This is a genomic window from Streptomyces sp. NPDC001980 (genome assembly GCF_040296885.1).
Classification (GTDB): domain Bacteria; phylum Actinomycetota; class Actinomycetes; order Streptomycetales; family Streptomycetaceae; genus Streptomyces.
Map to the genome: position 1 here is coordinate 119,884 of NZ_JBEOYD010000019.1, position 13,686 is coordinate 133,569.

General features: G+C 69.5%; 17 protein-coding genes. 11 read left to right on the plus strand and 6 right to left on the minus strand.

The genetic code is table 11. The features are described 5' to 3' along the window. Window positions 1-5 precede the first annotated feature (5 nt). Window positions 6-1,160 (minus strand): Gfo/Idh/MocA family protein, encoded by a 1,155-nt coding sequence (locus ABT137_RS27685; protein WP_351713504.1) that lies wholly within the window; start codon window positions 1,158-1,160, stop codon window positions 6-8. A 91-nt stretch (window positions 1,161-1,251) separates the two neighbouring features. Beyond that, the gene (locus ABT137_RS27690) at window positions 1,252-2,007 is read right to left on the minus strand and encodes an SLATT domain-containing protein (RefSeq protein WP_351713506.1); all 756 of its coding nucleotides are present in this window, start codon (window positions 2,005-2,007) and stop codon (window positions 1,252-1,254) included. A 307-nt stretch (window positions 2,008-2,314) separates the two neighbouring features. On the opposite strand from ABT137_RS27690, the gene ABT137_RS27695 reads away from it, so the two are divergent. From ABT137_RS27695 to ABT137_RS27705, 3 genes are all read left to right on the plus strand, one after another. After that, window positions 2,315-2,659 carry a YbaB/EbfC family nucleoid-associated protein gene (locus ABT137_RS27695; protein ID WP_351713508.1) on the plus strand — a complete coding sequence of 115 codons (345 nt, stop codon included), beginning with the start codon at window positions 2,315-2,317 and terminating at the stop codon, window positions 2,657-2,659. 93 nt (window positions 2,660-2,752) lie between these two features. Beyond that, complete coding sequence (recR, locus tag ABT137_RS27700) at window positions 2,753-3,352, plus strand: recombination mediator RecR (protein WP_093500254.1); 600 nt, start codon at window positions 2,753-2,755, stop codon at window positions 3,350-3,352. Then, window positions 3,345-4,007, plus strand: a complete 663-nt coding sequence (locus ABT137_RS27705) for a DUF5063 domain-containing protein (protein WP_351713510.1) — start codon at window positions 3,345-3,347, stop codon at window positions 4,005-4,007. Before recR ends, ABT137_RS27705 begins: the two co-directional genes overlap by 8 nt. On the opposite strand, the gene ABT137_RS27710 is transcribed toward ABT137_RS27705, so the two are convergent. Genes ABT137_RS27710 through ABT137_RS27720 form a run of 3 tightly spaced genes read right to left on the minus strand, consistent with a single transcriptional unit; the run spans window position 4,000 to window position 6,348 of the window. Continuing rightward, on the minus strand, window positions 4,000-4,656 hold the full coding sequence (locus ABT137_RS27710; protein ID WP_351713512.1) for a response regulator: 657 nt from the start codon (window positions 4,654-4,656) through the stop codon (window positions 4,000-4,002). The genes ABT137_RS27705 and ABT137_RS27710 overlap by 8 nt on opposite strands. Continuing rightward, window positions 4,656-5,714 (minus strand): hypothetical protein, encoded by a 1,059-nt coding sequence (locus ABT137_RS27715; protein WP_351713514.1) that lies wholly within the window; start codon window positions 5,712-5,714, stop codon window positions 4,656-4,658. The genes ABT137_RS27710 and ABT137_RS27715 overlap by 1 nt, the downstream gene beginning before the upstream one ends. Before the next feature lies 1 nt (window position 5,715). Further along, window positions 5,716-6,348, minus strand: a complete 633-nt coding sequence (locus ABT137_RS27720; RefSeq protein WP_351713516.1) for a hypothetical protein — start codon at window positions 6,346-6,348, stop codon at window positions 5,716-5,718. 266 nt (window positions 6,349-6,614) lie between these two features. Here ABT137_RS27720 and ABT137_RS27725 point away from each other — a divergent pair, with 266 nt between their 5' ends. The 5 genes from ABT137_RS27725 (at window position 6,615) to ABT137_RS27745 (ending at window position 9,694) form a co-directional block, all read left to right on the plus strand. Next, on the plus strand, window positions 6,615-7,145 hold the full coding sequence (locus tag ABT137_RS27725) for a VOC family protein (RefSeq protein ID WP_351713518.1): 531 nt from the start codon (window positions 6,615-6,617) through the stop codon (window positions 7,143-7,145). Between the two features lie 59 nt (window positions 7,146-7,204). Beyond that, entirely contained in the window at window positions 7,205-7,423 is a 219-nt protein-coding gene (locus ABT137_RS27730; RefSeq protein ID WP_351713520.1) for a helix-turn-helix domain-containing protein, read from the plus strand. A gap of 206 nt (window positions 7,424-7,629) precedes the next feature. Continuing rightward, window positions 7,630-7,806, plus strand: coding sequence for a DUF397 domain-containing protein (locus ABT137_RS27735; RefSeq protein ID WP_351713627.1), 177 nt, complete (start codon window positions 7,630-7,632; stop codon window positions 7,804-7,806). A gap of 299 nt (window positions 7,807-8,105) precedes the next feature. Continuing rightward, entirely contained in the window at window positions 8,106-9,065 is a 960-nt protein-coding gene (locus ABT137_RS27740) for a hypothetical protein (protein ID WP_351713522.1), read from the plus strand. Window positions 9,066-9,115: 50 nt separating this feature from the next. Beyond that, the gene (locus tag ABT137_RS27745; protein ID WP_351713524.1) at window positions 9,116-9,694 is read left to right on the plus strand and encodes a Uma2 family endonuclease; all 579 of its coding nucleotides are present in this window, start codon (window positions 9,116-9,118) and stop codon (window positions 9,692-9,694) included. Window positions 9,695-9,712: 18 nt separating this feature from the next. On the opposite strand, the gene ABT137_RS27750 is transcribed toward ABT137_RS27745, so the two are convergent. Further along, a complete protein-coding gene (locus ABT137_RS27750) occupies window positions 9,713-10,432 on the minus strand; it encodes a TSUP family transporter (RefSeq protein ID WP_351713526.1) in 720 nt (239 codons plus the stop codon). A gap of 113 nt (window positions 10,433-10,545) precedes the next feature. Here ABT137_RS27750 and ABT137_RS27755 point away from each other — a divergent pair, with 113 nt between their 5' ends. From ABT137_RS27755 to ABT137_RS27765, 3 genes are all read left to right on the plus strand, one after another. Next, window positions 10,546-10,737 carry a hypothetical protein gene (locus ABT137_RS27755; protein WP_351713528.1) on the plus strand — a complete coding sequence of 64 codons (192 nt, stop codon included), beginning with the start codon at window positions 10,546-10,548 and terminating at the stop codon, window positions 10,735-10,737. A gap of 184 nt (window positions 10,738-10,921) precedes the next feature. After that, a complete protein-coding gene (locus tag ABT137_RS27760; RefSeq protein WP_351713530.1) occupies window positions 10,922-12,193 on the plus strand; it encodes an aspartate kinase in 1,272 nt (423 codons plus the stop codon). Continuing rightward, a complete protein-coding gene (locus tag ABT137_RS27765; protein ID WP_351713532.1) occupies window positions 12,190-13,269 on the plus strand; it encodes an aspartate-semialdehyde dehydrogenase in 1,080 nt (359 codons plus the stop codon). Before ABT137_RS27760 ends, ABT137_RS27765 begins: the two co-directional genes overlap by 4 nt. Window positions 13,270-13,686 lie beyond the last annotated feature (417 nt).

Genomic DNA, 13,686 nt, shown 5'->3' on the forward strand with positions numbered 1-13,686 from the left:
CCCGGTCAGCCGAGGCTCACCCAGGTTCCCTGCGCGGCAGAGCGGCTCATCGCGTCGAGGGCGGTCGCGCTGTGCACGGCGTCCTCCAGCGTCGGGCCGTAGGCGGTGTCCTCGGCGACGGACCGCAGGAAGTTGTGGGCCTCGATCACCTTGAGGTCGTCGTAGCCCATGGCGTTGGCGGCGCCGGGCTGGAAGGCGCCGTACTCGCCGTGGCCGGGGCCGACGAAGACCGTGGAGACGGGCTGGTCCTGGTAGGAGGTGCCGAGGCTGACGCCCAGCTCGCCCATCCGCCGGTAGTCCCAGAAGACGGCGCCCTTGGTGCCGTGCACCTCGAAGCCGTAGTTGTTCTGCTCGCCGACCGAGACCCGGCTGGCCTCCAGGACACCGCGGGCGCCGGAGGCGAAGCGCAGCAGGCAGTTGACGTAGTCCTCGTTCTCGACCGGGCCCAGCTCGCCGCCGGTGGCGAGGGTGTGGCCGGCGGTGGCGCCGGTGGGCCGGGCGCGCTCCGGGATGAACACGGCCGTGTCGGCGGCCAGCGACTCGATGTCACCGAGCAGGAAGCGGGCCAGGTCCACGCCGTGCGAGGCGAGGTCGCCCAGCACCCCGCCCCCGCCCCGGGCCCGCTCGTACCGCCAGGTCAGGGCGCCGTCAGGATGCGCGGCATAGTCGCTGAACAGCCGGACGCGGACATGCGTGACGGTCCCCAGCTCACCGGAGGTGATCAGCTCACGGGCGTGGGCGACGGCGGGCGCGTTGCGGTAGTTGAAACCGACCGTCCCCCGCACTCCGGCCTTCGCCACCGCCTCCGCCACCGCGCGGGCATCCTCCGCGGTCAGCCCGACCGGCTTCTCGATCCATATGTGCTTGCCGGCCTCCGCCATGGCGACGCCGATCTCGCGGTGCAGGAAGTTCGGCGCGGTGATGCTGACGGCGTGCACCCGCGGGTCGACCGCCACGTCCCGCCAGTCCCGGGTGGTGCCCGCGAACCCGAACTGCGCGGCGGCCTCCTCCGCCCGCCCCGGCACCTCCTCGGCAACGGCCACCAGCTCGGGCCGCACGCCCAGGTGCGGGAAGTGGTGGCCCACCCGCTGGTAGGCCTGGGAGTGCACCCGCCCCATCCAGCCGAATCCGACGACGGCGACGCCGAGCGTACGCACCATGGGGCTGCCCCTCCTTGGACCGTCCAGAGCCTGCGTGCTCACGATGCGGCGCCCCTTCAGGAGATGTCAAGACATTCAGCCGTCCTGACAATCACCGAGGCTCCGGCGGCCTCTGCCTGGGCATGTTCGGCCGAGCTCCGTTGGGCCCCGGCGGCAGCGGAAACCGCCCGTTCAGATGCCCCGCATCGGCCCGCGGCCCCGCCGTCACCGTCGCCTGCATGCCCAGCGGCGCCGGCCCCGTCCGGAACTGCACCATCCAGTCGGCCGTCTCCGTACGGACCAGCTCGGTCACGTCCTCCGAGAACCTCCGCAGCACCCCCAGGCACCGCTCGGCCGCCTCGCTCGCCGTACCCTCCGCCGGTCCCAGCACCTCCCGCACACTCTCCGACGCCCAGTCGAACTGCAGCACCTGCAACCGCCGCTGCACGGCCTGCGCGGTCGCCATGTCCCTTATCCACCCGGACGTCACCCCGAAGAACCGGTCGATGCCGACACAGGACACCGCCAGCAGCAGCGCGAGATACCCCCAGGGCGCGACCCCGCTCACCACCCCGGTGAGATCGAGCAGCGGCAGCGCCGCCCCGAGCGTCGCCCCCACGGCCGCCCCGCACCGCAGCGCCCGCGCCCCGCGCCGCTTCCAGACCCGGTCCGCCAGATACCATGCGGCCGTCTCCAGTGCCCCGCGCTCCACCCACCGGTACAGCTCGTCGAGCCGCTCGGCCGGCTCACCCCAGTCCCCGAGCGGGAACGCCCGCCCGGTCAGATCGCCCGGCCGCAGTCCGGCCGCGCCCTCGCCGCCCCGCCCGTCCTGAGGCGGTCCCTCGGGCTGCATCTCCGGCTGACCCACCCGGCACTCCCTAACTGATCCCGACCGATCACGTTCCGTGACATCGGAGCCGACATCGGACCTGACGTTGGGCCTGGCACTGGCCCCGGCACTGGACCTGACAATGAATGCTGACGACGGGAACCCTTCCTACCGCCCAATGGGTGGCGAAGGCTGTGCTTTCATCTCTTTTCCGCCCGGAAGTGTGTCTTGATCAGGTATAGGGCCACCGGGATTCTCACTCGAAAGAGTGGCGGGGCGATGGCTGCGTCAACCACGTAGGCTCATCCACAACAGAGAATGTCCGGACCCGACCCAGGAGCTGATCGTGATCCCCGGTGGTGGCCAGCCCAACATGCAGCAGCTGCTCCAGCAGGCCCAGAAGATGCAGCAGGACCTGGCACGGGCCCAGGAGGAACTGGCGAGCACGGAGGTCGACGGACAGGCGGGCGGGGGCCTGGTGCGGGCCACCGTGACCGGTTCCGGCGAGCTGCGCGCGCTGAAGATCGACCCGAAGGCGGTGGACCCGGAGGACACCGAGACCCTCGCCGACCTGATCATCGCGGCGGTCCAGGCGGCCAACGAGAACGCCCAGGCGCTCCAGCAGCAGAAGCTCGGCCCGCTGGCGCAGGGCCTGGGCGGCGGCAGCGGCATCCCCGGCCTGCCGTTCTGATGTTCGTCGCCCGCACGACACCCGCACCGCCTTCCTAGGACAGGCGGCAGCCAACTACCGTACGTACCGAAAGACTCCAGGAAGGGCAGTCCGTTGTACGAAGGCGTGGTCCAGGACCTCATCGACGAACTGGGGCGGCTGCCCGGCGTCGGTCCCAAGAGCGCGCAGCGGATCGCCTTCCACATCCTGCAGGCGGAGCCGACGGACGTACGGCGTCTCGCGCAGGCTCTCCTGGAGGTGAAGGCGAAGGTCCGCTTCTGTGCGACCTGCGGCAACGTGGCACAGGAGGAACTGTGCAACATCTGCCGCGACACCCGCCGCGACCCGACGGTGATCTGTGTCGTGGAGGAGCCGAAGGACGTCGTCGCGATCGAGCGCACGCGTGAGTTCCGCGGCCGGTACCACGTGCTCGGCGGCGCGATCAGCCCGATCGAGGGCGTCGGCCCCGACGACCTGCGCATAAGGGAGCTGCTGGCCCGTCTGGCCGACGGCACGGTCACCGAGCTGATCCTCGCCACGGACCCGAACCTGGAGGGCGAGGCGACTGCCACCTACCTCGCCCGCATGATCAAACCCATGGGCCTGAAGGTCACCCGCCTGGCCAGCGGCCTCCCGGTGGGTGGCGACCTGGAATACGCGGACGAGGTCACGCTCGGCCGCGCCTTCGAGGGGAGACGACTCCTAGATGTCTGACGCCACGCTGCACGCGACCGCGCAGAACCCCGACGACTTCGCGGTCCAGATCGCCGACCAGGTGGAGAGTTTCCTGGTGGCCGTCATGGAGGTGTCGAAGGGCGACGAGCCGGACTCGGCGGTCCCCTTCCTCCTCCTGGAGGTCTCCCAGCTGCTGCTGGCCGGCGGCCGTCTCGGCGCGCACGAGGACATCGTCCCCGACGAGCGCTACGAGCCGGACCTGGGCCCGGAGCCGGACGTCGACCAGCTCCGCGAGAACTTCGGTCGCCTCCTTGAGCCCGTCGACGTCTACTCCGAGGTCTTCGACCCCTACGAGCCCCGCAAGGCGCCCGTCCCGGCCCGGATCTCGGACGACCTGGCCGACATCATCACCGACCTCCGCCACGGCATGGCCCACTACCGCGCGGGCCGCACCACGGAGGCCCTGTGGTGGTGGCAGTTCTCCTACTTCTCCAACTGGGGCCCCACGGCGTCCGCCGTCCTGCGCGCCCTGCAGTCCGTCCTGATCCACGTCCGCCTCAACCAGCCCCTGGAGGAGCTGGACGGCCTGGACACCGACCAGGCGACGATGGGCGACGAGACCCTGGAGTTCGAGGCGGGCCAGGTCATGCAGCAGGAGATCGGCGGCTCGCTGGGCGTGCGGTCGGTCAAGTAGCCGTCTTCGGGAATCGTCCCACCTGTCCCAGCAGGGCGAAGAGCTCCGTCGGGGACTGCGTGACGCCGGTGCCCCCGGCGGCGGCCACCTGGTCCTGTCGGGCCATCGCGCCGGCGCCTCCGTAGATGAACACGGGGATCGCGGCGTCGGTCTCACGGATCTTCCGGATCAGCTTGAGGCCGGCGTCGGGGTCGAATCCGCCCGCCTCCGGGCGGCCCATGTCGGAGATCACGGCGTCGAAGGACTGCTGTGCCCCTTGCAGAGCCCGCAGGCCGTCGTTCGTCGATTCGGCCTGTACGACCTCCACCCCCATCGCCTGCAACTGCCCGGTTTGGTAGGCGTTGTTGGAAGGCGTGTCATCGACCCACAGGATTCTGTGCAGGACGCGCTGCGGTCGCGGTGCCTGTTCTTGCCCGGCCCGGCTCTGACCGGCCTGGGCCGTGATCTGCTGCTGGAGTTCCGCGGTGCTCTCCACGACCTGGTCCGTGAACTGCTGGACCGTCAGTTCGTTGTTGCCGACCTTGAGGCTGAAGCCGCGCTTCTCCATGATGTGCCGGATTTCCGGAAGCAGCCTCCACACCACCCAAGCGGCGAACACCGGCCAGGCCAGCCCGGTCAGCGCCCGGATCAACTCCGTCGCGTCTTTCACTACAGGTCCAATCCTCCGTCCGGACCGTCCGGTTCATCGGGCCTGCGTGGGTTGTTGCGATCATTCAGGTCCGTTGTGTCGGGCGCCCCACCCAGATCATCCCGTGTGTCCGGATCCAGGTCCCGATCCCAGGGGTCTCTCAGCTGGTCCGCGACATCCGTCGTGGGCCGTCTGGTCGGCCGGTCCAGGTCCGGGTCGTCCGGCGGCACCATCTCCTTGCCGAGATCCAGGGGCACCAGGGCGACGGCGGGCAGTTCGGTGGTGTCCAGCAGGTCCTGCATCCGGGCTCGGCCGAAGTGCCGTACGCCCATCGCCATCGTGCCGATCACGTCCAGGTCTGCCACGTCGATCGGGGCCGCTCCGTTGAACCAGGTCAGGGTGTTGGCCATGGCAAGGTCGACCGTCCTGGCGTAGGTACGGGACAGTCCGGTGAGCGTGTCGGCGTACGTGCGGGCGGCCGGTCCGTCATCGGGGGAGAGCATGTTCAGCGCCAGGCCCCAGAAAGTCCGCACCGGCATCCCCATCGACCCCATGGGGACGACGCCGTCCCGGTGTGGTGACCGGGTCGCGAAGGACCTGAGTTCTGCCGCCTGTTCGCTCCTGGGTGCGGTGAGCGCGGCGCAGGCCAGCAGCAGGTAGGTCTGCTGCTGGACGTGACCGAGAAACCTGTCCGACCGGAGTTCCTCGAACGCGGGCCCGGCTGCGCTCTGTGGGCGTCCGGCGGTGCGCAGGAGCTGGGCCGTCCAGGCATCGCGGCGGTCGCGAACCCTGACCGGTGCCAGTGAGGCTTCGAGGTAGGCGCCGTACATGAGCCCGGCCCGGGAGTACAGCGAGGCGGCGCGGAGCAGCAGAGCGATTCCGCCCTTGCGGTCGACCAGTAATCGCCACTGGCCCGCGAGGCGGTAAGCCGACGCGGCCTCGATGAGGGCGGCCTCGGCGTCGCCGTCCTCCGCCTCCACGTTGCCCATCACGAAGTGCGCGTATGCCTCGTGGAAGTCGGCCGCGTTCCGCACCTGGCCGGCATCGAGTTGCAGCGGGTCGGGCGATGGAGAGGTCATCTCAGAGCATCTCCCTGACGTTGCTCAGCGCTTCGGGCCGCACGAAATGGGGGTTCGGGTGAGTCCACGCCTGCCGGATCGACTTGCTCTCGCGGTTCCATTCCCATCTCTCGCATCGGCTGATCTGGTTCGCCGGCACGAGGATCTTCGCGGCCACCTCGCCCTCGACCTGGTAGGACGAGTATCTGCGATAGGTGTTCAGGTCCCGGACCTCCTCGGCGACGCCCTGTACGGCCACCGCGGAGCGGGGGGCCAGGATGACCCAGCAGAAGTAGAGATAGGCGACCGGCTCCCGGCCGAAGCGGGTTCCGAACCACAGGGCGGTGTGCCTGGCGGTGTGCACGAAGTTGGTCTTCGCCGCCGTGTCCCGCTCCACCGTCCCGCACGACAGGGAGATGAACGGGGTTTCCTCGCAGAACGGCAGCCCCGTGGCCGGGTCGGTGCTCTCGAAATGGTTCACGTGCAGATTGAGGTTCTGAGCGGTCAGTTTCGAGGCGATCTCGCCGTGCGGCAGGGGATCGATCCGCTGCCACCAGCGGCAGGAGATCCCGAACCTGTTGTCGATCATTTCCCTGGCGACGTCGTCGTCGGGGAGCGCCATACCCTTCACACACCACTGCACGATCACGGTCATCCCCCGATGTCACGCGCGTACCGGACCCATCAGCGTAGGGCAACCCTCCGCACTGGGGGCGGAGTTGGCGTCACAACCCCCAAATTCCGGGGTTGTGCAGGCCGCTGCCGCGCAGAGGGAGAACCGTCGCCGCCGGGCGTAACCGGCGCCGGCCGCCCACCAGACGCGAGGCCCGGCTCCCGTATGCCGTCAGCCATCTAGGACAGCGACAGTCCTAGGCGGCCCCTACGGTCGTCGGCGACATCCGACACCGGCGAGGAGACGCCATGCCCGAACAGACCGGCATCGCACCGGACGGCTACACCACGGTCGCGCCCTGGGCCGTCACCGATGACACGGGCGCGTTCCTGGACTTCGTCACTCAGGCGTTCGGGGGCGAGGAACTGGGGCGGGTGCGCACCGAGGACGGTCTGATCGGGCACGCCGAGATCCGGATCGGCGACACCGTCGTCCTGGCCTTCGACCGGCACGCGGACTGGCCCGTCATGCCGAGTCTGCTGCGCGTGTTCGTCGCCGACGCGGACGCCACGTTCGACCGGGCCGTGGCGGCCGGTGGTCGGGTCGTCACGGCCCTGGCCGACAACGCCTTCGGACAGCGCGGCGGGCGCATCAAGGACCCCTTCGGCAACATTTGGTGGGTGGTCGGCCACGTCGAGGACGTGGCCGAAGAGGAGATGTGGCACCGACTGCGGGAGCCGACCTACGCCGAGGCCATGCGGGTCGCCCAGGAGACTCTCGATGCCGAACTCAGCGGCCGTCGGCAGGGCCGCAGCAGCGCGCCCGTGCAGGTCGATTGAGCCGTTCATGGTCACATGAGGCTGATGCGTCGCTGCATTCGGTAGCGGAGGTGGATGCCGTGTCCGGTGCCAACAGCAACCAGCCGCGCGCGGCCCGGCGCTACAGCGGCGACCAGTTGAAGCGCTGGCGTACGCGGGCCGACGTCACCCGGGAGAAGCCGGCCTCCGCCGCCAACTACTCCCCGGAGACCATCGCCTCGATGGAGCGCGGGTGCGCAGGCCGACCTCGCGGGTGCTGGACGTGGCGGACGAACTATGCGCCGCGCAGGGGATGTTGAGCGCGGCGTAGGAGTTCCTCGGCCGGGAGCGGTTCCGGGCGCGGGAGAAGGAGGCGACGAGCCTGTGGTGGTAGGAAGTCGCGCTCGTCCCGGGCTGCTGCAGACGCAGGCGTACGTACGTGCGCTCATCGACAACCGCAGGCTCTCAGCCCCGCTGAGTCGGCCGGTTTCATCGAGCGGATGGTGGATCGGTCGTAAGTGATCAGCTGAAGTGGTTCAAGTCCAGCTACAGCGACAACGAGGGCGGCGCCTGCGTCGAAGTCGCCCTCTCCCTCTCCGCCGCCGTCCACATCCGTGGCTCCAAGGCCGCCGCGGGCCCCGAGCTCCATGTTGCCGCCGCTGCTTGGGCGGCGTTCGTTTCCGCAGTTCGGCCCGGGGCTTGAGCCTCGGGCTTCGAGCTCTTCCCTTTGGGTTTTGGGCTGGTTTGAACCGACCCAACCAACCGAGTCTGTAGGTGAGTTGAAGCCGCCTACCTCGAAAGAGTGACGTTCCGTGATCGGCTTGCGTCGGAACGTAAAGGGCCTCTAGGTTCGCGGCAAATAGATCGGCCCCGGTCGGTGCTGGAACACCGGCTCCGGGGCCTGGACCTACGTATCGAGGTACCTCGATACCCTAGAAACCGAGGAGCCTCGCCGTGGCTTGCAGCCACCCTAGCCCTGCCCTGCCGTCCCCGTCGCACCCCATGGCCAAAACGGGTTACGGGAAGCGCTCCGCGGGTGACGAAGCCCCGCACGCCGATGCGGACTTCGCACACCTGAGCCCCCGCGACCGCGACCTCGCCGTCTTCATCGACCATCTCCACGAGGGTCACGCGATGGGCTACAAGGCGCTCGCCGCCGAGCACCCCCGCTACGGCCAGCAGGCCTGCCGCACCTCGCTGCGCCGGATCACGCTCGCCGGCCATCTGCGCTGGATCAAGGAGCACATCACCGTCGAGGACAACTCGATGCGGTGGGTGACCCGGACGTACTGGTCGCGTACCCGCAGGTCGGCCGAGTGGTGGGCGGAGTTCGCGCGGAAGCTGGACGGCAAGGACGTCACCGAGGACTACCAGCTGGGGCTGGCCCGCGTCGAAGAGGCCCAGGCAGCCCAGGCAGCCGAGGACATCGATGTCGTGGACGCCGAGCCGGAACCCGACACCGCCCATCAGGTCCTCGCCGAACTGCGCGCCGCCGACTCCCGTATGGCCCTGTCCGACGCCGACTGCCGTTCCCTCGCGTCCCTGACCGAGGAGTGGCTGTCCCGTGGCGCGACCCCGAACGACATCACCGAGGCCCTGACCGACGGGCTCCCGTCCGTGGTCACCAACCCGGGCGGACTCGCCCGCAACCGACTGGAGAGCAAGATGCCCCCGAAGAAGTCCAAGGCGAAGATCCGGCAGAAGGCCGCCCGCCGGGCTTACGTCAGCCGCGTGATCATGGCCTGTGGTCTGTGCGACGCGGACGAGCGGACGACCGAGATCGTGAGTGGGTTGTGCCGCGAGTGCCTTGAGGGCATCGAGGAGGACGAGTACACGGACGGCTACGTCCCTGAGACTTTCCTCCCCGGTCAGCGCGTCGGCGGCGACCTGCCAGGCGCCGACGAGGTCATTGACGTCACCGAGCGCGTCGAGGCCCTGCGGCGCGCGGCGGGGCTGCGGTGAGCGTGCAGGAGGTGCCGGTCGGGGCAGTATGGGGTCGAGGAGGCGACGCCATGACCCCCAGGACCGAGCACCGGCCGCAGATGTCCGTCGAGGAGTTCGAGGAGTTGGAACGCCATGCCCCGGAGACCGTGTGGCTGGAGTTCATCAACGGAAGGGTCGTGGTCAAGCCCATGGGCGATGGCAACCATCGCGAGATGATCGCGTGGCTGCAGCGGTCGTGTATGCAGCATCGTCCGGATCTGTGGCTGCACGCCGAAAGCGGTCTGAAGACCGAGCGATACCGCAAGGGGCGCGCTCGTGCTGACGGAGTGCTCGTCAAGGTGGGCGGACTCAAGGGCCACGGGGAGTGGTCCGAATCCGAGGGGGCGCTGATGGCCGTCGAGGTCACGTCGTACGACTCCGACACCAACAAGCGCGACCGCGTCGAGAAGCCCGACGGCTACGCCGCAGCCGGCATTCCCATCTACCTCCTCATCGACCGTGACGACTGCTCGGTCGTCGTTTTCAACCAGCCCGAGGGCGGCCGTTACCGGCACGAGGAGAAGCTGCCGTTCGGAGCGGCGGTGAAGCTTCCGGAACCGGTGAACATCACCCTCGACACAGAGACTCTGAAGGAGTTCGCTGACTGAGTCGGCGTACGGGGATGGTCACAGCGTCCAGACCCCCTTCGCCACCGCGGTGACCCCGCCCGTCAGGGCGAGGAGGAGGACCAGGCGGCGGGCGTGGTGTTCGGGTATGCGGTCGGCCACCGCGCTGCCCATCACCCCGCCCACCAGCATCGCGCCGCCCGCTGCCGTCCACTCCGCCGCGCTCAGCCCCGGTACGCCGTTCGCCGTCACCGAGAAGGCGTTGACGACCACGCCGTAGAACTGGGCGTTGGGGACGAACTCCCGTACCGTCCAGCCCGCGTTGAGGGCGTAGAGGGAGACCGGCGGGCCGCCCACGCCCGCCGCCGAGTTCATGAAGCCGCCCACCGCGCCGGCCGTCAGCGCGCCGCCCCGGCCGCCGAGGGCGGGGAGCCGGGCGCCCCGCATCACCAGGAGCACGGCCGCCGTCACCAGGGCTCCCATCGTCAAGAGAAGTAATGGCGGGGGGAGTTGGCGGGTCAGCCAGGTGCCCGCCGGGACCGTGCAGGCCGCCGCCGCGCACAGCGGGACCATCGCGGCCGGGCGGACCCGGCGCCAGCCGCCCGCCAGGCCCACCACACTGATCGCGCCGGCCGCGCAGTTGGCGAGCGCGACGCCCTCGGCGGGGCCGAGGAGGAGGATCAGGGCCGGTACGGAGACCAGCGCGAAACCCATGCCGGTCAGCCACTGCACGCTCGCGCCCAGCAGCACGATGCCGGAGAGAAGGATCAACGCCGTCATGGTGTACCTGCCTACACCAACGGTTCGGGAGTACGCCTCCTCGTTGCGGTCCCCGCGGGACGGGATTGTTGATCTCGCCAGGTCAGCCGACCCGAGACAGAAGGATTCCCGCCGTGCAGCCCTTGCTCTCCTCCCGCCCCGTCCTGTGGTTCCTCTTCCTCTTCAACCTCGTGGTCGCCGCCGTCGCGCCCTTCGTCGTCGACGGCACGCAGGGGGTGATGACCGCGGTCGGGATGGGGGCCGTCTCGCTCGGCGCCGGAGTGAGTCTGCTCCGGCGCGGAACCACGCGCACTCCCCGTGCCTAGCTCTGGAAACTTCATTCGAAGGGCGGATGTGAGGCAGGGCACTTTCCGCGTGGTCTGCTGTTCGCTGGGCAGGTTCCGGTCGCGAGCGGCGAGGATCCGCCGGTCTCACCATGCGGGAGCAGGCTGGTGGAATTCGGACGCTCGTTAAACTGAGCCGACACAACAAACCGAGCGAGGAGCGCACGTGGGCCTTGTCGTGCAGAAGTACGGAGGCTCCTCCGTTGCCGATGCCGAGGGCATCAAGCGCGTCGCCAAGCGAATCGTGGAAGCGAAGAAGAACGGCAACCAGGTGGTTGTCGTCGTTTCCGCGATGGGCGACACGACGGACGAGCTGATCGATCTCGCCGAGCAGGTATCGCCGATGCCTGCCGGGCGTGAGTTCGACATGCTGCTGACCGCCGGAGAGCGTATCTCCATGGCACTGCTGGCCATGGCGATCAAAAACCTGGGCCACGAGGCCCAGTCGTTCACCGGCAGCCAGGCAGGCGTCATCACCGACTCGGTCCACAACAAAGCCCGGATCATCGACGTCACGCCGGGGCGGATCAGGACGGCGCTGGACGAGGGCAACATCGCGATCGTGGCCGGGTTCCAGGGCGTCAGCGCGGACAAGAAGGACATCACCACGCTGGGGCGCGGCGGGTCCGACACGACCGCCGTGGCGCTTGCCGCCGCGCTGGACGCCGAGGTCTGCGAGATCTACACCGACGTCGACGGTGTGTTCACCGCCGACCCGCGCGTGGTGAAGAAGGCGCGGAAGATCGACTGGATCTCCTTCGAGGACATGCTGGAGCTCGCCGCCTCCGGTTCCAAGGTGCTGCTCCACCGCTGTGTGGAGTACGCGCGCCGCTACAACATCCCGATCCACGTCCGGTCCAGCTTCAGCGGACTGCAGGGCACGTGGGTCAGCAGCAAGCCGATTGGGGACAAGAAGGTGGAACAGGCCATCATCTCCGGTGTCGCGCACGACACCTCCGAGGCCAAGGTCACGGTCGTCGGGGTGCCCGACAAGCCGGGCGAGGCCGCCGCCATCTTCCGGACCATCGCCGATGCCGAGATCAACATCGACATGGTCGTGCAGAACGTGTCCGCCGCCGCCACCGGCCTGACGGACATCTCCTTCACGCTCCCGAAGACCGAGGGCCGCAAGGCCATCGACGCGCTGGAGCGCAACCGGCCGGGCATCGGCTTCGACTCGCTGCGCTACGACGACCAGATCGGCAAGATCTCGCTGGTCGGCGCGGGCATGAAGACCAACCCGGGGGTCACGGCCTCGTTCTTCGAGGCGCTCAGCGACGCCGGGGTCAACATCGAGCTGATCTCGACCTCGGAGATCCGCATCTCGGTCGTCACCCGGGCCGACGACGTGCCGGAGGCCGTGCGCGCCGTGCACACCGCCTTCGGGCTGGACTCCGACACCGACGAGGCCGTCGTCTACGGAGGCACCGGCCGATGACCGGCAAGCCGGCGCTCGCGGTCGTGGGTGCGACCGGGGCCGTCGGCACGGTGATGCTCCAGATCCTGTCCCAGCGGGCGGACGTCTGGGGCGAGATCCGCCTGATCGCCACCCCGCGCTCGGCCGGCCGCAAGCTGACCGTGCGCGGGGCCGAGGTCGAGGTCGTCGCGCTGTCGGAGGAGGCCTTCGACGGGATCGACGTCGCGATGTTCGACGTGCCCGACGAGGTGTCCGCGCGCTGGGCGCCGATCGCCGCGGCCAAGGGCGTCGTCGTGGTGGACAACTCCGGCGCCTTCCGGATGGACCCGGAGGTGCCGCTGGTCGTCCCCGAGATCAATCCGCACTGCGCCCGCAACCGGCCGCGCGGGATCGTCGCCAACCCCAACTGCACCACCCTGTCGATGATCGTCGCCCTGGGCGCGCTGCACGCCGAGTTCGGGCTGCGCGAGCTGGTGGTGTCGTCGTACCAGGCGGTGAGCGGGGCCGGGCGGGCCGGCGTGGAGACGCTGCGGGCCCAGCTCTCGATGGTCGCCGGCACGGAGCTGGGCACCAAGCCCGGTGACGTACGGCGGGCGGTCGGGGACCTGACCGGGCCGTTCCCGGAGCCGGTCGCGCTCAACGTCGTACCGTGGGCCGGGTCGCTGCGGGAGGACGGCTGGTCGTCGGAGGAGATGAAGGTGCGGGACGAGTCCCGCAAGATCCTCGGGCTGCCGAAGCTGCCGGTCGCGGTGACATGCGTGCGGGTGCCGGTGGTCACCACCCACTCCCTGACGGTGCACGCCAGGTTCCAGGGCGCGGTCACGGTCGACGGGGCCCGGGAGATCCTCGACACGGCTCCGGGTGTCGTCCTCTTCGACAACCCGGCCGCCGGGGAGTTCCCGACGCCCGCCGACGTGGTGGGCACCGACCCGACCTGGGTCGGGCGGGTGCGGCGGGCGCTCGACGACCCGACCGCGCTGGAACTCTTCGTGTGCGGGGACAACCTTCGCAAGGGGGCCGCGCTGAACACCGCGCAGATCGCCGAGCTGGTGGCGGCGGAACTGACCGGCCGTTCAGGTGTGGCGGATTTTGCGTGAACACCGGGTGACCACGGCAAACGCCCTGGACGCACCCTGGGTGGGAGCGGGCCCATGGGGAGGTTCCGGGTAGGAAATGTGTCCCGGAGCATGGTCCAAACCACTTGTACCCGGACCCCTCCGCGTTCGAAGATTTTCCTCCCCGTCATCCGCAACCATGCGGGCGGCGGGGAGCGTCTTTGCGGTCGCCCACTTACCGGGCGCTTACGCAACCGGGCCTTGGGGGCGCGGGGACGCATGATCCTGGCGTGGGGACGCCGTGATCGGGGCGTGGGGACGCCCGTTCATAATGGGACATAAGGGAAGAGCGGGACGCATGGCGGCAATTGACGCACCGTCGGGTGTGCTGCCGGACGCGCACAGAACGGTGCCGACCGTGTTGGCCGGCCCACCCGGCGTGCGCGCGACCGGGGGCCT

Excerpts from the sequence above, each read along its gene's own strand:
- ABT137_RS27685 (WP_351713504.1), bottom strand. The coding sequence starts at position 1,160 with ATGGTGCGTACGCTCGGCGTCGCCGTCGTCGGATTCGGCTGGATGGGG.
- ABT137_RS27705 (WP_351713510.1), top strand. The coding sequence starts at position 3,345 with ATGTCTGACGCCACGCTGCACGCGACCGCGCAGAACCCCGACGACTTC.
- ABT137_RS27715 (WP_351713514.1), bottom strand. The coding sequence starts at position 5,714 with ATGACCTCTCCATCGCCCGACCCGCTGCAACTCGATGCCGGCCAGGTG.
- ABT137_RS27720 (WP_351713516.1), bottom strand. The coding sequence starts at position 6,348 with ATGACCGTGATCGTGCAGTGGTGTGTGAAGGGTATGGCGCTCCCCGAC.
- ABT137_RS27725 (WP_351713518.1), top strand. The coding sequence starts at position 6,615 with ATGCCCGAACAGACCGGCATCGCACCGGACGGCTACACCACGGTCGCG.
- ABT137_RS27740 (WP_351713522.1), top strand. The coding sequence starts at position 8,106 with ATGGCCAAAACGGGTTACGGGAAGCGCTCCGCGGGTGACGAAGCCCCG.
- ABT137_RS27745 (WP_351713524.1), top strand. The coding sequence starts at position 9,116 with ATGACCCCCAGGACCGAGCACCGGCCGCAGATGTCCGTCGAGGAGTTC.
- ABT137_RS27750 (WP_351713526.1), bottom strand. The coding sequence starts at position 10,432 with ATGACGGCGTTGATCCTTCTCTCCGGCATCGTGCTGCTGGGCGCGAGC.
- ABT137_RS27765 (WP_351713532.1), top strand. The coding sequence starts at position 12,190 with ATGACCGGCAAGCCGGCGCTCGCGGTCGTGGGTGCGACCGGGGCCGTC.